13 protein-coding genes are annotated in these 20,143 nt (G+C 44.7%); 6 read left to right on the forward strand and 7 right to left on the reverse strand.

All coding sequences use genetic code 11. The features are described 5' to 3' along the window. The first annotated feature begins 5 nt into the window (after positions 1-5). From B9Y69_RS01405 to B9Y69_RS19395, 3 genes are all read left to right on the forward strand, one after another. Entirely contained in the window at positions 6-884 is an 879-nt protein-coding gene (locus tag B9Y69_RS01405; protein ID WP_085471229.1) for a DMT family transporter, read from the forward strand. Positions 885-1,042: 158 nt separating this feature from the next. Continuing rightward, complete coding sequence (locus B9Y69_RS01410) at positions 1,043-1,282, forward strand: hypothetical protein (protein WP_085471230.1); 240 nt, start codon at positions 1,043-1,045, stop codon at positions 1,280-1,282. Continuing rightward, positions 1,279-1,581, forward strand: coding sequence for a type II toxin-antitoxin system RelE/ParE family toxin (locus B9Y69_RS19395; RefSeq protein WP_085471231.1), 303 nt, complete (start codon positions 1,279-1,281; stop codon positions 1,579-1,581). The genes B9Y69_RS01410 and B9Y69_RS19395 overlap by 4 nt, the downstream gene beginning before the upstream one ends. 258 nt (positions 1,582-1,839) lie before the next feature. Here B9Y69_RS19395 and mgtA read toward each other — a convergent pair whose 3' ends face one another. From mgtA to B9Y69_RS01435, 4 genes are all read right to left on the reverse strand, one after another. Then, positions 1,840-4,545, reverse strand: a complete 2,706-nt coding sequence (mgtA, locus tag B9Y69_RS01420) for a magnesium-translocating P-type ATPase (protein WP_085471232.1) — start codon at positions 4,543-4,545, stop codon at positions 1,840-1,842. Positions 4,546-4,555: 10 nt separating this feature from the next. Beyond that, positions 4,556-5,260, reverse strand: coding sequence for an MgtC/SapB family protein (locus B9Y69_RS01425; protein WP_085471233.1), 705 nt, complete (start codon positions 5,258-5,260; stop codon positions 4,556-4,558). Positions 5,261-5,363: 103 nt separating this feature from the next. Beyond that, positions 5,364-6,731: a HAMP domain-containing sensor histidine kinase gene (locus B9Y69_RS01430; protein ID WP_085471234.1), complete on the reverse strand. Its 1,368-nt coding sequence runs from the start codon at positions 6,729-6,731 to the stop codon at positions 5,364-5,366. Beyond that, complete coding sequence (locus tag B9Y69_RS01435) at positions 6,731-7,411, reverse strand: response regulator transcription factor (protein ID WP_085471235.1); 681 nt, start codon at positions 7,409-7,411, stop codon at positions 6,731-6,733. The genes B9Y69_RS01430 and B9Y69_RS01435 overlap by 1 nt, the downstream gene beginning before the upstream one ends. Before the next feature lie 223 nt (positions 7,412-7,634). On the opposite strand from B9Y69_RS01435, the gene B9Y69_RS01440 reads away from it, so the two are divergent. Together B9Y69_RS01440 and B9Y69_RS01445 are read left to right on the forward strand one after the other, a co-directional pair. After that, the gene (locus tag B9Y69_RS01440; protein ID WP_085471236.1) at positions 7,635-9,116 is read left to right on the forward strand and encodes a DUF5687 family protein; all 1,482 of its coding nucleotides are present in this window, start codon (positions 7,635-7,637) and stop codon (positions 9,114-9,116) included. Positions 9,117-9,145: 29 nt separating this feature from the next. Beyond that, positions 9,146-9,841: an ABC transporter ATP-binding protein gene (locus B9Y69_RS01445; RefSeq protein WP_085471954.1), complete on the forward strand. Its 696-nt coding sequence runs from the start codon at positions 9,146-9,148 to the stop codon at positions 9,839-9,841. Between the two features lie 360 nt (positions 9,842-10,201). Here the strand turns inward: B9Y69_RS01445 and B9Y69_RS19045 are convergent, their stop codons facing one another. From B9Y69_RS19045 to B9Y69_RS01460, 3 genes are all read right to left on the reverse strand, one after another. Then, entirely contained in the window at positions 10,202-12,262 is a 2,061-nt protein-coding gene (locus B9Y69_RS19045; protein ID WP_159451785.1) for a family 16 glycosylhydrolase, read from the reverse strand. Positions 12,263-12,351: 89 nt separating this feature from the next. Beyond that, positions 12,352-13,902, reverse strand: coding sequence for a RagB/SusD family nutrient uptake outer membrane protein (locus B9Y69_RS01455; protein ID WP_085471237.1), 1,551 nt, complete (start codon positions 13,900-13,902; stop codon positions 12,352-12,354). 26 nt (positions 13,903-13,928) lie between these two features. Further along, complete coding sequence (locus B9Y69_RS01460) at positions 13,929-17,006, reverse strand: SusC/RagA family TonB-linked outer membrane protein (RefSeq protein ID WP_085471238.1); 3,078 nt, start codon at positions 17,004-17,006, stop codon at positions 13,929-13,931. A 182-nt stretch (positions 17,007-17,188) separates the two neighbouring features. Here B9Y69_RS01460 and B9Y69_RS01465 point away from each other — a divergent pair, with 182 nt between their 5' ends. Then, a complete protein-coding gene (locus B9Y69_RS01465; protein WP_085471239.1) occupies positions 17,189-20,080 on the forward strand; it encodes a ligand-binding sensor domain-containing protein in 2,892 nt (963 codons plus the stop codon). The last annotated feature ends 63 nt before the right edge of the window (positions 20,081-20,143 follow it).

A 20,143-nucleotide genomic window follows, 5' to 3' on the forward strand; every position in this document is an offset into this window, starting at 1 on the left:
TTCTTATGAAAAAATCATATCTACTCTTACACCTGGCTGTGCTCTTAGCTGGATTTACAGGTGTTTTCGGCAAGCTTATTACATTAAACGAAGGTCTTTTGACCTGGTATCGGATGCTCTTTGCGGCGATCATTCTCTTTGTTCTAACACGAATTTTTAAAGTCAATACAAAGATTCCATTCGCACAACGCATGGATATTATTAAGGTGGGCATGTTGATTGCGATACACTGGGTATTTTTCTATGGCAGTATTAAGGCTGCAAACATATCGATCGGTGTGGTATGCTATTGTTTAACGAGCTTCTTTACGGCCATCTTTAAACCCATGATCGATAAGACGAAGATCAACCCGATGGAACTGCTGTTAAGCGGATTGACTATTGCAGGTATTTCACTTATTTTCCATTTCGATAGTAGCTACCAACTGGGCATTATGTTGGGCGTTGTATCCTCTGCATTAGCAGCTTTGTATACGGTGTTTAATGCACGATTAGTGAAGCGATATAACAGTTTACTGATCAACTATTACCAGATGGCAGGAGGAATGATTGGAATCGGGCTCCTCTTACCTGTTTACTTGTATTTCTTTCCATCGGATACGCTTGTTCCGACCGGAAGTGATACGTTGTATTTATTTCTATTGGCACTTTTCTGTACGGCAGGACTATATGTGATCTTTGCCGAGGTGTTGAAGCGAATTCCGACGTTTACGGTAAGCTTAACGTTTAATTTAGAGCCGGTGTATGCGATTGCGATGGCATTTCTTTTCTTTAAAGAAGGACAAGAAGTGAATGCTTCCTTCTATATCGGACTTGGATTGATTATGATGTCGGTGGTTTTACAGTCGATCTTCTCCATGCGAGAAAGTAAACTGGCCGCATAGTAGTTAAATAGATGTTTCAAGGGAGAGCAGTTTTTACTCCCTTGAACTTCTACCGAAAACTTCGTCTTCATTTTGAGGAGGTTAAGACGCAGCAATCGAATGTTTTGGTTTTCGTATGGTGTTATGTATATTTGTGATACAACTATTAAGTAGGGGCTATGTTAGTAAAAACTATTCGAAATCGATTATTTAACTATATCAACAATGCTGATGAAAACAGCTTGCGAGAAGCCTATACATTATTAGAAGACGAAATTAATAGCAAAAGTATCGGATGGGATGATGCTAAGACAATTAAAGAGCTTGATAAACGTGTAGAAATGTTTGAAGAAGATGGAAAGCCGACTTCTTCATGGATGGAAGTAAAAGAGAACGCAAAAACACATAAAGAGGTTTGACGAAATACAACATTCGTTTCCATAAATTGGCAGAGAAAGAATATATCGAGGCATATTTATGGTATGAAGAAAAATTAAAAGGTCTAGGTGCGAAATTTGAATCTTCAGTTGAAAAAAAGGTAAACCTAATAGCAAATAATCCAGAGCAATACCAGATAAAGTTCAACCAATACAGGGAATGTAAAATCGGCGTCTTTCCTTTTGTTTTAGTTTTCAAAATCTACGAACAATTACGTATAGTTCTAATCTTGGCCGTGTTTCATACGAGTAAGAATCCAATTAATAAATATCGAAAGTAAAATATCGTGCAAGGTACTACATCTCTTGCTGGCACGAGCCTTGGGCTAGTGTGCTTCGCTATTTTACTAACTATAAAGATTGAGCTGTAGGCTTCAAAGAAAAGTCCGAGCTACAAGCCTGCCTGCGGTAGGCAGGCTCGAATTAGCAAGGGTAGTAAATAGAAAAGCCACAAAATGTAGCTGCGTCCTTCGGGGGGGTGTGGCTCTACAATCTACAAACCACCAACTACCCAACCACCCAACTACCAAGGCCCCTTCCTAAAGCCAGGTATCAAACTTCCGGATAAACCAATTCTTGACCCATTGCGTCAATAAACAGTAGGCGGTTAAAATACCGATCAGCCACGGGAAATACGCTAGCGGGAGTGGTTCCATTTTAAGTGCTCCCGCAAAAGGAGAGAAAGGAAGGAGTATCCCGATGACCATGATTAAGGAAGTCAAGGCCACCACCGGAGCCGCTGCCCAGCTTTGGATAAACGGAATCTTGCGGGTACGAATCATGTGGATAATCAGCGTCTGCGAGAGTAATCCCTCCACAAACCAACCCGTTTGAAACAAGGTCTGATGTTCCACCGTATTTGCTTTGAACACAAAATACATGACGGCGAAAGTCACAAAATCAAAGATCGAACTTATGGGGCCTATGTATACCATAAATCGGGATATACCAGTAGCATCCCACTTTTTGGGTTCCCGTAAAAACTCTTCATCGACGCTATCCCACGGAATCGAAATCTGTGAGATGTCATACAGTAAATTCTGTACCAATAGATGGATAGGAAGCATCGGTAAGAACGGCAGAAAAGCGCTTGCACCGACCATACTGAACATGTTTCCGAAGTTGCTACTGGCCGTCATTTTAATATACTTAATGATATTTCCAAAGGTACGACGTCCATAGATCACCCCTTTGCGCAACACCAAAAGATCTTTTTCCAAGAGTATGATATCCGCACTCTCTTTGGCCACATCCACTGCGGTATCCACACTGATGCCCACATCCGCTTCCCGAAGCGCCGCCGCATCATTGATTCCATCCCCTAAGAAGCCTACGGTATGTCCTTTTTCGCGTAAGGCTTTGACAACACGTACCTTTTGCAAGGGGTTCAATTTGGCGAAAACAGATACACGTTCCACCTGTTCCATCAATTGGTCATCGGAAATGTTATCCAGCTCATTGCCATTTACGACTTCATTTACCGGAATACCTACATCACGACAAATCTTTTGTGTCACGGTCTCATTATCGCCGGTAAGCACCTTTATGCCCACGCCCAACTTTTGTAGTGCTTCAATGGCCGGCGCTGTAGAAGGCTTAGCGGGATCAAGGAAACCGATAAACCCCGTTAGTGTTAGGTCTTTTTCATCCTCTAATGAATAGGTAAGGGGATGGGCCGCATCAAACTCTTTAGTGGCTACTAAAAGTACGCGCAATCCCTCCTCATTGAGTCGTTTGGATGTGCGCAGGACAATCTTACGCATAGTATCATCCATAGGAACAGCCTTATCACTCTCTAAATGGACTGTCCGGTCATCGCCCGGATCCAGCGCCTTGCTGCAAAGCTCCAACATTTCCTCTACAGCTCCCTTACAGATTAACAAATGTTTACCGTTATGCATCTTTAGGATAACCGACATCCGCCGACGCTCAAAATCAAAAGGAATCTCATCGACCTTGATATATTTCTCTTCCACCTTGAGGTAATCGTGTAGCTCCACATGATCGAGTACCGCTTTATCCATTAAGTTTCGTAGGCCTGTTTGATGGAAACTGTTCAGATATGCCCATTTCAAGACCTCGTCATCCTCTACACCATACACATTCAGGTGTGTTTCCAGCACGATCTTATCCAGGGTTAACGTCCCCGTCTTGTCCGTACACAGAATATCCATCGCTCCAATATTTTGAATGGCATTCAGGCGTTTGACGATTACTTTTCGTTTGCTCATATTCACCGCTCCCTTCGCCAGATTGGCGGTCACGATCATAGGCAGCATCTCGGGCGTTAATCCCACAGCTACGGCAATAGCGAACAATAAGGCTTCCAACCAATCATCCTTAACGAAACCATTGATTAAAAAAATAATAGGCACCATGACCAACATAAAACGGATGAGTAGTAAACTTACTTTGTTGATCCCTTGGTCGAAGCTTGTTTCCGGACGGTCCTCCGTGATGGATTTGCTGATACTTCCAAAGTAGGTGCTATTACCTGTCGCCACAATTACGGCGATTGCAGAACCACTGACCACATTGGTCCCCATAAAGCAGAGGTTGTGCAGGTCAATGACCCGTTTATCTGCTGCATCTCGGATTGGGAGATGGTTTTTCTCCACAGGTAGGGCTTCGCCCGTCAGCATGCTTTCGCTGACAAAAAGATCTTTGCTCTGCACGATGCGGCAATCCGCCGGAATCATATCGCCTGCCGATAAATAGACCACATCCCCAGGAACCAATTTGCTGATTGGTATTTCGAGCTTCCCCGTAAAACGACGTTGCACCGTAGCTGTCGTTTTCACCATACTTTTAAGCTTTTCTGCGGCTTTGTTGCTGCGAAACTCCTGTATGAAACGGAGAAAGGTACTGATGAAAATCATGATGGATACGACGAGCACCGTCTTGTAATCCCGGTCTTCCGGTTGTGGGAGCCAAATATCAATAATGGATGATACACCGGCGATCGCGATTAATATATAGATAAAGGGATTGGCAAAAGCATCCAACAGTTGCTTATACCAGCGAGGTGCCATTTGGTGTTGTACCTCGTTTAAGCCAAACTTGGTACGCCGCTCTTCCGCCATTACTTTCGTGATACCCTGCACATTAGTTTCCAGCATCGCATACACGTATTTATCATCCTGACTGGAGGCTTGCTGCAATTTGATAACCGTGGCCATATTCATACCACTCGCGTGGATCGCACTTTGGAATGGGGTGCTGATTTTGTCTTTTAATTTTTTCATAACGACTCTTTTAGAGGTCCGATTGTGTTCCTATAATTTCCCAGCTTACTTTGGCAACATGTTCTTCGATGGTTAATCGGCTCGCTACCCGTTCTATTAATCCGTCCTGCGGACTGGCGGTTTTGATAACCGATTGAATCGATACCTTATCGCTGTCTTCGGTATCATCAGAGGAGAGTGACTGGAGCAATAAATCATCTTCATTGCCCAACATTTGCATCAGCAACACCCGCACCTGATTTTCGATCTGTGGTTTACAGACAATGGTAAACAGGTAATCGATTTCCATATCTGTTGATTGCGTAAAGGTGAGCTTGCTGAGTCGTCGGCCGATGGGTCGTAAGATGAGGTGGGTAAGCATAATAACGGCCGTGAGGACGAGTGCTTGTCGTGGTTTCCCCATGCCGCTTAGTGAACCGACTGCCGCCGAGCACCAAATGGTTGCTGCGGTATTTAGGCCTTGAACGTTTAAGCCATCTTTCATGATGACACCAGCCCCTAAAAAACCAATGCCACTGATGATGTACGAAGCGACACGGGCGGAGGCATCACCCCCGATTTCGATGGACAGTAACATAAAAGCCGTGGCACCTAAGGATACCAAGGTATTGGTGCGTAAACCGGCACGTTTCTGCCGCCAGTGGCGCTCCAGACCGATTGCAGCTCCGAGCACAAGGCCGGTAAGGAGACGTAATGTAAAGTCTAAGATTCCCATATTTGACACGCTTTATGTTTTGCAGTGCACAAAAGTGAGGATACAAGCGCATAGTCGCCGTTAGAAGGCCACTAGAAAAATATTAGAATTTTATTAGAATGAATTAGAGATGGGGAAGCCGAACGGTAAAGCGGGTCCCTTCCTGTGCGATCGATTGTACGGACAGCTCGCCTTGGTGTAGTAGAATAATCTTTTTTGTCAGGGGGAGACCGATACCGTTTCCATCGGCAAATTGTCGGTTTTCTCCGCGGTAAAAGGGGAGGAAGATATTCTCGAGATCCTCTGCAGGAATACCAATCCCCTGATCGGAGAAATGGAGGATAATGTCCTGGGCATCAAAGGCAACATGTACGGTGCTTTGACGTAAGGGTGAAAATTTACAACCATTCTCAAAAAGATTGATAAAAGCAACCTTCAGAAGATATTCATTTCCATTCACCGAGATATGGTTTTCGTCCTCAATATCTTCACTGAAGTGGATATCTATTTTGTAGGTCTTCTCCGCTTGCTGGACTTGTTGCCGCGCATCTAAAAGAAGTTCATCCACTCGAACCGGACGAAAAGCAATTTCCGTAGGGTCGTAGCTCGCTTTTGCAAAATCCAATAAACTGTTGGAGAGGCGTACTAGTTTTTGAGCATCAGATAAGGTATTGTTGATGACATGCTTGTATTCTGTTGTGGTACGTTCTTTGTTTCCTGCCAGTTCCAGCTCGGCAATAATCGCAGCCAATGGTGTCCGTAGCTCATGTGATATATGGGAGACAAAGCTTTTTTGTGCATCAAATGAATTTTCCAAACGATCCAGCATATCATTGAAGGTATCAGCCAGAAGTGATAGCTCATCCTTGGTGTGGTTGCTCGCTAAGCGAAGATCGAGGTTCGTTGCGGATATACGACGTGCTTTCTCGGTCATGCTATTGATCGGGGCGAAAACACGTGTGGAGAATAACCGCCCCGCCAGGTAGATGATGACCATGGAGAAGATAAACACCACCACCATCGTTTGGAGCAGATGCTCCAGTTTGTTGTATCCATATTGGTCGTAGGCGGCAGCAGTGACAATAAAGTCTTGCCCTCGGTAGGGATAAACGATACCGATTACCTGCCAGTTATCTTGGTAAAATTCGATCTTCCCTTTCTTTCGGATTTCTTGCAACATCTTTTCGGTCTCCTTGACGAAATCCAGATCGACGGCGTCGTGATAAAGTAGATTATAGTCCGTGCTATAGATCGCTACTTCCACCTCATTCAGTATCTTTCGATTATTGTGATAGATTTCTTGGAGTGTGTTTTTGTCTACTTGTGCATCCAAGAATAGATTAACCTTGGTATAGGCTTCCTTCTGCAATAAGGCATAGAATTCACGCTCTCGGCTTTCCTTCGCCGCGTAATATATAACGGCAGCAAAGATCAGGAGAATAGTTGCCGCTATGAGGGTAAATAGTAAGGTTAATCTTGTTTTAATCTGCATTACTCTGATTTTAGCACAAAGCCCATGCCTGATTTGGTGTGTATCAGCTTATTGTTGTGGTCTTTATCTATTTTTTTACGCAGATAGTTGATGTAAACATCGATGAAGTTGGTGCCTGTGTCGAAATGGGTATCCCATACTTTCTCGGCTATCTCTGAGCGGGAAAGGACGCGTTCGGGGTTTTGAAGCATATATTCCAACAGCTTAAACTCTTTCGGTGTCAGGTTGATTTCTTTGTCTTCCCGTTTGACCACTTTGGCATGTAGATTCATCTCTAGATCGGCATATCGGATGATAAATCCAGTGTGTTGGGTATTCTTACTGTTTCGTTTTAGGAGCGCTCGAATGCGGACCAAAAGCTCGCGCATCTCGAACGGTTTGACCAGGTAGTCGTCTGCACCGGCATCAAAACCTTCTACCTTATCATCAGTCGTACCTAAGGCAGTCAACATAATAATGGGGATATCGGGTTTGGCTTGCCTAATTTCCTTGCATAGATCTAAACCATCCATCTTAGGAAGGATGATATCCGTAATGAGGAGATCGTAGTTGTTTTGTAGGGCTAACTTCTTACCCGAAAGACCGTCGTAGGCCAACGTCGGGGTAAAGCCATGCTCGGTCAATCCGCGCTGGATAAGTTCAGCTACACGTAAGTCGTCTTCGATCAGGAGAATCTGCATAACACAAAGTTAGGAAAAGAAGTTAAGAAGTTAGATGGTTAAGGGGTTAGCGGGTTAAGGAGTTAAGAAGTTAGATGGTTAAGGGGTTAGAGCTACTGACCGTGACGGTTTCGTGCGTAATGAAATTTAGACCGGTGAAAGTCTATTATTTTTCCTATTTTTAGGACAATTCATACTAACATAGGGAGAGTATGACCTCTTCCAACTTAAATTTTTCCTGTATATGTTCAGACGATTGTTCGTTTTAGAATGGAAGGCTTTTTTTCGTTCGGCTAGTTTAGGTAAGGGGATTGCGATGAAAGCATTGCTGGGTTTCTTTGCCCTGTACTTTATGATGATTTTCTTGTCGCTGGGACTTGGGATACATCCGTTGCTCGAAAAGTATTTTCCCGGTCAGGATCCGCTCCATATTATCAATAGCTATCTTTTGGTTTGGTTTGCAGTAGATCTGTTCATTCGTTTTATGATGCAGAACTTACCGGTTATGCGGGTGAAGCCATTGCTCTTGCAGGAAATTAAACGGAAGATTATTGTCAACTATGTGTTGATCAAGACTTTGTTCTCTTTCTTTAATTTACTCGCATTTCTGTTTTTTATTCCTTTTGTGATTGTATATTATACCAAAAATCAACCGGATCTCCTTGCTATATTGGCTTGGTTGGTTGCGGTCAAAGGGGTGGTCTTTTCGATAAATTTCTTGAACTTCATAATACAACGTACCATAAACAGTAGTATCACATCTTTTGCACTGGTTGTCTCGCTGGTAGGTGGGTTATACCTGTTGGATCATTATGCTATTTTTTCGCTTACCAGCCTCTTTGGTACATACTTAGACACGGTACTTAAATATCCGATTTTGGCGTTGATACCCGCGGTATTATGTGTGTTGCTATACATTATCAATGTCAGGCAGTTATCCAACCTGTTGTACCTGGATGCCTCTTTAAAGGGGAAAAGCGAGACCGTACAGCAGCTGGATTTAGATTGGACAAATAGATTCGGTAAACTCGCTCCTTTTTTACAGCTCGATATTCGGTTGATGTGGCGTAATAAACGAACAAAAGCCACCCTTTATATGGCCTTACTCTTTTTGGGCTATGGATTGATTTTTTACCCGAGTAGCAAACCCGAAGGATCGGTAATGTTGATCTTTGTTGGTATTTTCATTACGGGGATCTTTGTTGCTAATTTTGGTCAGTTTGTACCGGCATGGGATAGCTCTTATTTTCCGATGTTGATGACTCAAAATATACCATTCTACCAATACTTACAATCAAAAGCATTATTGATGACTTTATCGGTGGTCATATTGGCGATATTGAGTACACCTTATGTCTATTTCGGGTATCAAATATTGTTCCTTCAGTTAGCCTGTGCTCTGTATAATATAGGCGTTAATATCCCTTTGATCTTATACTTTGGCAGCTTTAACCGGAAACGGATTGACCTGGATAAATCGGCGACCTTTAATTACCAGGGAACGGGCGCAGCCCAATGGCTGATCATTATTCCTTTTATGCTGGGGCCGATGTTGATTTGGGGGCTCACCTCAATGATTTGGAACCAACAGGCCGCTGTCGTAGCGCTTGCGTTGTTCGGTGTGATGGGGCTGTTGTTGCGCAAGATGCTTATACAGCGCATCGCCGCCTGCTATGATGAAAAAAAGCATGATATGTTGATTGGCTTTAAACAAAGTGTAAACTAATGACTTCCTTTAACTATAATTTGAATAACATGATAGAGATAAAAGATCTTACTAAATATTACGGCGAAGCATGTGTATTGGATATTCCGGCCTTAACTATTCGTAAAGGTGATAGCATTGGCTTGGTCGGTAATAATGGCGCGGGAAAGACCACTCTTTTTAGTCTGATATTGGATCTGATTAGGCCCACTACAGGTGAAATCTCTGTTAACGATGTCCATGTACAGCGTGATGGACGTTGGAAGGAATTTACGAGCGCTTTTATAGACGAAAGCTTTTTGATTGATTACTTAACGGCAGAAGAGTATTTTTACTTTGTGGGGGAGTTGCGAGGCGTGCGTAACCTGGATGTTGATGCGTTATTAGCAAACTACAGTGACTTCTTTAATGATGAAATCTTAGGAAAGAAGAAATACCTGCGTGACCTGTCCAAAGGAAATCAGAAAAAAGTCGGTATTGTTGCTACGTTTATTGGCAATCCTGAACTTATTATTTTGGATGAACCTTTTGCGAACCTGGATCCGAGTAGTCAATTTCGCTTAAAGAAGATAATCCTGGATCTTTCGACGACGGGTGCCCACACGATCCTGGTGTCGAGCCATGATCTATCGCATACCGTGGATGTCTCGAATCGGATTATCGCATTGAACAAAGGGGTGGTCGTGAAGGATAGCGTAACGTCTGCCGAGACCTTGCAAGAGCTGGAAGCTTTTTTTGCAATTTAGGTTAGTTGGTAGGGAGTAGATCGTAGTTCGTAGATAGTAGGGAGTAGAGCCACAAACCGTGAAGGGTTCAGCGTAGCTGAATTTTGTGGCTTTTGGGGTTATGTCTATCATTTCCGCTAGTTCGAGCTTGCCTACCGCAGGCAGGCTTGTAGCTCGGACTTACTATGATATCATGCTGAAGGACACGAGCCAAAGGCTCGCGCCAGCAAGTTTAGTGTGTAGTTTTTAGATCGTAGATAGTAGTTGGTAGTCCTTAGTTTTAACGAACCACCAACCACCAACTACCAACTACCAACTACCAACTACCAACTACCAACTACCAACTACCAACTACCAACTATCCAACCACCAACTAGTCAACTACGGATTAACCAAGTCATATACCCGCACGTAGTCCACCTCCATACTTGCCGGAAAGATACCGTCATCGATACCTTTGTGGCCGCCCCAGAAACCGCCCACTGCCAGGTTGATTAGCCAGTGAAATTTCTGGTCAAAAGGCCAAGCCTTAAAATCTTTCTTTTCATTGTCGAAATGAAAGATCTCGATGTCGTCCACAAATCCTTTAATATAATCGGGGGTCCAGTCGATACGGTATAGGTGAAACGTATCGCTGGCTCCTTGAATCTTCTTAACCGCTGTTTTTTGTGTGCCTACGGAATGGTGGTAATCTTTGGTATGTACGGAGATATGCACCACATTTTGATCGTAGCCGACATGCTCCAAGATATCGATTTCACCGGAGTTAGGCCAGCCGCCATATACCCAATCGGTTGGCAACATCCATACAGCAGGCCAGGTGCCGCGACCGTACGGTACTTTTGCGCGAACCTCAAAACGTCCGTAAAGGAAGTCTCCCTTACCTTTGCTTACAAGGCGGGTAGAGGTGTAGTTCATCCCTTCCTTTTCTTCCTTGAGGGCCGTGATCTTCAATACACCATTTTCAACCTTGACATTCTTTGAATCGGCGTCCGTGTAATATTGGAGTTCATTGTTTCCCCAACCGCCGTTTTGCGAACCTACATCATAGGACCATTTTTTTGGATCAGGCAGCCCCTTGTAATCAAACTCATCTGCCCAGGTAGGTTGTGTTGAAAAACGGTACGATTTTCCGTTTGTTGCCGTGGTGGCATCGGCCGGCTGTACATAAAACGGAATATTGGCGGTCGCCACTTTATTTTTACCATCCGTCACATAGACAAAGAGACGATATGCGCCGGGTGTAGCAGGAGCCGTAAGTGTCGCTCTATTATAGGATTCAGGGTCAACAGCACCTGCGATCGGTGCAGGTCTGCTTTCGCGGTCACCACCTTCTTTTAGATCGGTACTTTCCGGGAGCAACTCCCAACGCGTATGAAGTGTATCACCATCTGGATCCGAAACCTGCACGTCAATCTTATACAGCTGATCGGGGCGTAGGTAAATAAAATCCAAAGCTTTCTTTTTATCGAGTAGAAGTGCATCCAAATGTGGCGCTCTATTCTGTGGTTCTTTTCCGGTCCATAAGTAATGCATAACATCGATCACCTCACTCTCTTCGCCTTGCTCGGTAAAGAGCCCGTACCAAGTTGGTGTACGCTCTTGTTTTTGTCCCCATAAAAATACATACGAACCCAGACAGTTTTTATCTTGTGCTATAGACGCCTGATACCTACTTTTATACACGGCAGCCTTTTCGCTACTACTTTCTTCGATGGATGCCTTCCATGGCGTTTGCGGTCCTTCCCAATGGCCGGTAGGTCCCCACTCGGTCACAATATAGGCCTTATCCCAACCTGCCTCACGGAGCTGCTGCGGAACAGAAGCTAATCCGCCATAGACCTGCACAGCAAGGAGGTCTAATGCCGGGCATTTTGCTTTGATGAAATCGATTTCCTTTTTGTTTACACCGGCCAACATTGTTGTAACCAGGTGGTTTGGGTCTTGTTTCTTAATCATCGCAGCGACCTCATTTACCGCGTCCCATACTTTGGGGTTACTGTAATGTAGATTAAGCTCGTTGCCAATTCCCCAGGCCAAAAGCGCCGGATGGTCTTTAAATTCCGCCACCTCTTTTCGGACGCGTTCCAATTGCTCGGCTACGGCCTGCGGATTATTGTAATCAAAACCATGTCTTTCGGTGCCCATGCGGATACCCAACGTAACGGTGAGACCCAAACGTTGTGCTTCATCGAGGATGCGTTTCGCATTATCAATGCTCCAGGTGCGGATCGAATTACCGCCATACGCATGTAAACGGTCTAAATACCCCGTGCCACCGGCACCATTAATAAAGTAAGGTTTGCCGCCGCGTTTTAATACATAGCCACTTTTTTGCTTGACGATTTCTGCTTTTATTGCAGTTTTTCGTTGCGCTAAGAGGGAGGTGGAGGTCGAAATAAATAAAAATACCATCCATGCTATTCGTTTTGTCCAGTTCATTGTCATTCGTATTAGTGAAGAATCCTTATGGGAAGTATGGCCGTATGGTGCTTCGCCTAAAGAGGCACCATACAGTCATGCAAGTTACGTTATCTAAAATTTGTGTTGGCGTCAATTTGTGTTTGCGGGATCGGAATATATTCACTTTGTCCTGGAATAAAACGATCCCCAAAGACTTGCTTCGCGCGTCCCGTGCGTACGAGGTCGTTGAAACGTTCGCCCCACCATTCACAGGCAAACTCGGCGCGACGTTCATCCAGTATCTGCTCTAAGGTAACGCCGGTAATTGCCGACATGTTTACACGCTCGCGTACCAAACGGAAAGGCTCATCTCCATTTTGTCCCTTCCGCACTTTTGCTTCCGCATTGAGTAGGAGGGCATCCGAATAGCGAAGGATACGCACATTGTTGTTTGCACCATATTCCACCCGTCCTTCGGTCATTTGTGAAACAGGGAGGTATGTTTTTCCGTTGAAATATTTGATTCGGAATGTGTTTCCATACACTTTATCGCCACTTGGGGTTTCTTTGAATGTAGCGGGGTCGCCATCAATACCACAATGAAGAATTGTTGTATTCAGTCGGGTAAGGTCGCCGCGGTTTGTCAAGAAATCTACAATATTCTGTGATGGTGGTACCCATCCGGCTCCCGAGATCGCGCTTCCACGTTGGTCACCGGCCGGGCCTTGCCAGCGAAAGAACGTTCCCCAATCGACACCCGGACGAACAATATCACCTGCCGGAAGCCCAAAGTCTGAATACTGCAACTCAAATAGGGATTCGTTGCTTAATTTTCCAGGACGTTTGAACAATTGGTAATAATCTCCATACAAAGAGAACTTATTACTGTTAATGATTTGATCAGTTGCATTTAGTACTTCATCCCAAAACGGACTGCTGTTGTTATTTCCGGCAAGGTCTGCCGCTGCCTTCGCTTTCAGCAAGAGCGCCGAGTATTTGGTGACCGCACCGATATGCTTGGATTCGTTCGGTCGTTTATCTTCCAGGTCGGGAATACTCGCGTTCATTTCGTCGATTATAAACTGTCTGACTTCCGCAAAGGAGCTCTTTCCGATCGTTGTTAAGCGCGCAATATCGCCGCTATCCGAAAGGATAGGCACATCGCCGAAAAGGCGTGAAGCCATGAGGTGTGCGTAGGCGCGTAGGAAGCGTACTTCTGCTTTGTACTGCCTGTTTAACGCGAGATCAGCACTGTTTCCTGCAGGAATATGTTGCGCGAAGAGGTCCAGCTCCATCAGCGCATTATTGGCCGCTATGGCAAGACTGTAATAGCTGATCCAGGATTGATTTAGCCCCCAGTAGGATTGAATCGTTACATCGCGCTGAAAATTCTTGATCGCCATGAGCTCCGGATTGTCGGTGGGACTAGGTGCAGCCTGTTGGTAGTCGTCGTCCCGCATACAACGAATAGACAGGTCGATCCAGTGAACCAAATTATCATCCGATGCAGCACGATATACACCTGAAACCGGGGCATACATCTGTGCCAGGTTGCTGTAGTTTATTTCCTCGGAGCGTTGTTGATTTTCTAAGGGCTTATCTAAGAACTTGTCGCATCCGCTCAGCAGCGATGCGGCGCCGATGCACCCACTTAAAAGGATTAATTTATAATTTTTCATGTTGATTTCTTTTTGTCGTTAAATAATTAGAAACTTGCACGCAGCCCTAAACTGTAGGTCGAGGAAATCGGATATACATTGGCATCGTAGCCCATTGTAGCTTCCTGTGCGGTATTGCCATTTCCTGCAATTTCAGGTGAAAAACCATTGTAGCGCGTAAAGATAGCAGGTCTATCGGCCGTAGCAAAGATGCGCACCGGAATAGATTCCTTGATATGGAAGTTGTATCCCACCTGAATATTCTGGATACGCAAGTAAGAACCACTTTCGACAAAGAAAGAGCTGGCTTGTAGATTCCAAGAGGCCACACTTCCTTGTGCAGAAGGGTAGGCATTTGTGGAACCTTCACCTGTCCATAACCCCTCAACAAAGGCGGCATCGGCATTCATCTGCGGATATTTGCGTCGCATAGCACGGTTTAGGTTGTGGATCTTATTTCCAGAAACCCCTTGGAAGGCTATATTCATGTCAAATCTCTTGTAATTCAGTCCGATATTAAAACCATACGTGATTTTAGGGATGTAACTTCCTAAATTAACACGGTCTGCTTCATCGAGTTCACCATTGTTATTCTGGTCTTTATATTTCAGGTATCCGGGTAAGATCGGGGAACCTGGGTTCTGCTGGTTGTAGCGACTGGCAATAGGGTCGGCATCGATTTCGTTTTGGTTCTGGTAGACACCAGCAACCTCATAACCATAATAGTAATTGATGGGTTGACCTTCTTGAATACGCGCTGGAAATTCAGCGGCCCACTCAGGGAATCCATTCATAATATTTGCTAAGCCGGCAAGATCGGTTACCTCGTTTTTCAACGTAGATAGATTAGCGCCTATATTATAGCCCAATTGCCCGACTTTATCCTTCCAATCCAAGTGAAATTCCCATCCACTATTGGCGACCGTCCCCCAGTTTCCATATACGCGATCCCACATAAAAGGAATCGGTCGACTGAAGGCAAGATCTTTGGTTTTTCTATGGTAGTAGTCAACCGTACCGTTTAAACGGTTGTTCAGCAAGGCAAAGTCAAGTCCACCATCCCATTCTTCAACAACTTCCCAACGTACCTGCGTAAAGAAACGGCCCACGCGATATCCAGGAACACGCGCACCATAGCTGTCTCCAATACTGCCAAAAATTCCAGAGTTATTGTTGCCTGAGTTGACAATGGCATAACCGGCATTTGGTTGGATACCATCGTTACCCAAGAGGCCCCAGCTACCACGGATTTTCAACAGATTAAATAAGGACTGGTTTTCCATAAATTTCTCGCGGCTCAAGACCCAGCCTAGACCGACAGAAGGGAAGTACCCCCATTTCGTCTGGTACTTGGAGCTGCCATCGGCACGAAACGTTGCCGTCAGCAGGTACTTGTTTTTATAATCGTAGGTACCCCGGGTGAAGAAAGATAAACCAGAATTACGGAAACCATTTTCACCATAGCCTGTCGCCGATCCAATACCTTGCGCACCTTGACCCACATACCAGAATTCTGGTGCTGCCGGCACATCATTGGCGGATACCCATGTTTCGCGCCACCGCTCTTCGCGGACAGATTGACCCAAGAGAACCGACCAATGGTGATTTCCTGCTTGATCTTTGTAGGTTAGTAAATTGTCTAGGATGTAGTCTGTATTCCGACCTTGTGCAGAGCGGAGGTACGAACGTTCACTGCGTTGGTTGTTATCAATGTAATAAACCGGGGTGTATTCTGTACCGTGGTTTGATTGATAACGTTGACTTAATTGGGAACGGAATGTCAGCTTGTTTTTCCAGAACTCTGCCTCTAAATATGCGCTTGGCAGAATTTGAAAGCCTTTATTTTGGTTATTGTTGTAATAAGCTGTTGCGAGCGGATTGTTGAACCAGAATCCGGAGGTGATCCCCAGGGACGCGCTGGTTCCAAATTTAATTGGATCAGCTTGCTCCAGAGAAGGGTCATAACCGGGGTAAAGCGGTGATGCGAAGTAAGCCTGGCGGAAGGCAACATTACTCGGGCGATAGGCGCGTGTGTTGTTAATATGTGCGGTAAAACCGATCTTTAACCATGGCGCAACGCGTGCTTCAGTTTGCATGCGGATGTTATATTTGCGGTGGTAATTCTCCGCATCCATAATACCATCTTGATCCAAGTAGTTTACGCCAAAGGTGTAGGTGATTTTATCACTACCGCCTTGAACATCGACATTGTGGTTGGTGATGAGCGCTTTGGAACGTAAGAGTTCGTTGTACCAATCGGTATTCATGGTTGGATTTTCCAATGTGCCACCAAATTTTTCAATGGAGTTCTTGACGATATATTCATCACCCTTTGCGCGCGCATAGGCCGCATATTGTGTGCCATTTGCCATTTTTAAAACGTTGGTTGGTAGCTGGAAACCAGTGTACCCATTGTAGGTAACGCGTGTTTTCATGTTGAGCGTTCCTTTTTTCGTGGTCACGATGATCACTCCATTGGCGGCACGAACCCCATAGATAGCCGCACCCGAAGCGTCTTTCAACACCGACATCTCGGCGATGTCATTCGGGTTTAGGAAATCAATGTTATTCATAAACATCCCGTCTACAACATAAAGAGGGCTTTCGTTGTTGAACGATCCGACACCACGTACACGCACGATCGGTGACGATCCCGGTGCGCCTGAGCTCACCACCTGTACGCCCGACACCGCACCTTGAAGAGCGTCCATCGGGTTGGTTACCGTACGTTTATTTGCCTGCTCCATGTTGACGGTTGTTACGGGGGCGGTTAGGTCGCCTTTCCGTTGTGTACCGTATCCCACAATGACCACCTCATCGAGTTGGTAATTACCATCGGCTTGCATTTCGACATTAACTGTCGCACCGGTTAGTGGCACGGTCTTCTTGCGGTAGCCGATGGACGAGATAACTAAAGAGTCTGCCGTTTGTGTGTAGGTGAGGCTGTAGGTTCCGGCCTCATTGCTGGTTGTTCCTACAGAAGGAAAACCTTTCAAGGTAATCGACGCGACAACAGCGCGACCTTGTTCATCCGTGATTTTGCCCGTTACTGTCCGGTTCTGCGCTTGGGCATAACATACGGACACGAACATAACTAAAGCAAATAGTAGAAATTTGTTTTTCATGCACGATCAATTTAACATTTAGGAAATCTTGTTTATAAATTAGCTAATCAAAAGTAGGGTGAAGCAGGGCGTACTTCAAAGAATAGGACTACATCATTTCTACATCATGTCCGGCAAATTCGTTGATTTTATTATATTTGTGATACTTCATTGCTACATCACATTATCCGAATCAACCTAGTATGCTATTTGAAATTCGCTTTTTTCTGGTTTTGATGCTGCTGTGCCCTTCTCTTGTTATGGCGCAAAATCCGCTTGGTTTTCCGTTAGTAAACAACTACAATAAGGTTGTTTTTCAAGGGGGAAGCCGGACATGGGATATCAAGCAGGATAGCCGAGGGATCATGTACTTTGCAAATAATGAAGGGCTCATCACATTTGATGGGAAGTATTGGAAGCGGTATACACTACCCAACCAGACTATTTTGCGGTCTATTTTTATAGATGATAACGATCGGATATATGTGGGGGGACAAGGGGAGTTTGGTTACTTTGAGGCGGCGCAGGGAGAAGGCTTACAGTATACGTCGCTCCAGGAAAAGGTACCGCAGGCGTATCATAATTTTGCGGATATATGGAATACGGTGGTGCAGGGACCTTCCGTTTTCTTTCGTGCAAGCAATGCGGTGTTTGAGTTTAAAAAGGGGAAGATCAAAGTACATAAGGCACGTGTGGAGTGGGATTTTATGGGAATGGCTGATGGACGGTTGTTTGCGCAAGACCGCGAAGATGGGCTTTTGGAATTTACAGACGCCAAGTGGCGCAGCGTCGGGGAGGTAAACCCTTTCCAGGGCATTAAATTGTCCGATATGTTTGAGATAGCCAAGGATAAGATCATGCTGACAACCTTGAATAACAAGAGCTATATATTACAGGGCGATAAGATTTATAGAACGGAGACTTCTACCTGGCAGAATTTTTATACCCCGTCAGCGGCAAAAATCGACGAGCAGGCGTATGTTGTCGCAACGGCTACGGAAGGTTGCATCGTACGCGATATGAACGGTCGGTTTAAGCAGCGTATCGGGGTAGTTGAAGGATTGCAGAATAAAAATGTTTCGGCCGTTTTCGTAGACCAACAGAAAAATATATGGGCTGCCGTGGATAATGCCATTGCTGTTATTAGTTACGGAAGTGCTGTTCGTTATTTTCGTCCCAATATGGAAAACGATGTAACGGGTTATTCCACGCGGGTCTATCAAGGGCGTCTATACATGTCGTCCACCAATGGCGTATACCAAGCCCCATTGACGGCCGGTATCCCGGATCATAGTTTGTCTCCCGGCACGTTCTCCTTGATAAAAGGGAGCGATGGCGGCGAGGCATGGCGATTAGATACCTGGGAGGGCTCCTTGCTGTTAGGGCACAATCGCGGGTTGTATAAAGTTGATCACGATCAGGTGCGACCGATTGCTTTAAAAACAGGCTCCTGGACGGTATTACCGACTTTAACAACAGGAGAACAACAGGAGGCGCTGGTAGGTACGTATACCGGCCTTGATTTAATTTCCTTAACACCGCATGGATTTGTGTGGAAATCAACGTTACGGGGTGTGTCGGATTCGTATCGTTTTCTAGAACGCGATACCGCCGGTAATATTTGGGCTTCCCATCCATATCGGGGTATTTATAAAATTAATGTTTCCAGGAGCTTAGATAGCTATGTGGCAACCCTGTATACGGAAAAGGAAGGCTTACCATCGGATTTTCAAAATTATGTATTCCGCGTAAATGGTACGGTGCTTTTTGCCACGGGACATGGTATCTACAAGTTTGATGAGGCGACTAATCGATTTGTTCCCGATGCTAAATTTGCCGTCTTTACGGGGATGCCGATAAAATACCTCACCGCGGATGAGGACGGGAATATTTGGTTCTGTAGTGGAAAAAAAATTGGTATTGCACATCGGGATGCGGGCAATGGAAACTATAAAATCACTTACTTTCCGGAGATAGAGGGTTTATATACGTCTGGTTTTGAAAATATCTACCCCTATGACCGAAACAATGTTTACATCGGTTCCGAAAAAGGAATCATCCATATCAATTACGAAAAATATTCCCAAGAGAAGTTTAAACCCAAAGTGCTCCTTTCTTCCGTTGTCGCTATTGGTGATCGCGATAGCATCATCTTTAACGGTTATTTTCAAGACGGTGGAGAAAAGGGTCAGTACCAACATGCCGAAAAGATTCCGAAACTTGCGGCCTCTTATAATGCTTACATCTTTGAATATGCCGCGCCAAGCTACGGTATCCATGAAAACGTAACCTATAGTTACCGATTGGACGGGTATGATAAAGAGTGGTCGGCTTGGATATCCAGTACAGAAAAACAATATACGAATCTTCCCAACGGTACCTATACCTTTAGGGTGAAGGTGCGTAATAACTTGAATGAAGAATCCGAAATTGTAGCGTACTCTTTTGTTATTCTACCGCCTTGGTACAAGACAGTATGGGCTTTTGCTTTGTATGCGTTGGGGGTTGTGGTTGGACTATATGGCTTGGTGATCTGGCAGAAGAAAGTATGGCTTCAGCAGCAGCAGAAGTTTGATGCACAATTGGCGCAACTACGCTATATCCACCAATTGGAAATAGAGAAGAATGAAAAAGAAATCGTTAAGCTCCAAAATGAAAAATTGGAGCACGAGGTGCTGTCGAAGACCAAGGAACTGGCGAGTACCAGTATGCAGCTGATGGAAAATTCGGGCGCGTTGAGTAAACTAAGAGTTGAGTTGGCGAAACTGGACAAAGGGGATGAAGGTGAAGATCTTCGAAAGATTACCACACTCTTGAAGGATGTTGAAAAAAACACCGCGCACTGGGATCAGTTTGCTTCACATTTTGACGAACTGAACGATGGCTTCTTGCACCGCCTGAAAACAAAACATCCTAAATTGTCAAGAAATGATCTTAAAGTATGTGCCTATCTGCGGCTTAATTTCTCCTCGAAACAAATAGCACAGCTCCAAAGTATTTCGGTTCGGGGGGTAGAAATACATCGCTATCGGTTACGACGGAAAATGGATATGGAAACAGAACGGAGTTTGAACGATTACTTGAGTCAGATTTAAGTGGAAGGCATACTTATTGTCAAAGAAAACTCATATAATAAAACTATATGTAATAATAATTGT

This window comes from Sphingobacterium psychroaquaticum, assembly GCF_900177625.1.
Lineage (GTDB): Bacteria > Bacteroidota > Bacteroidia > Sphingobacteriales > Sphingobacteriaceae > Sphingobacterium > Sphingobacterium psychroaquaticum.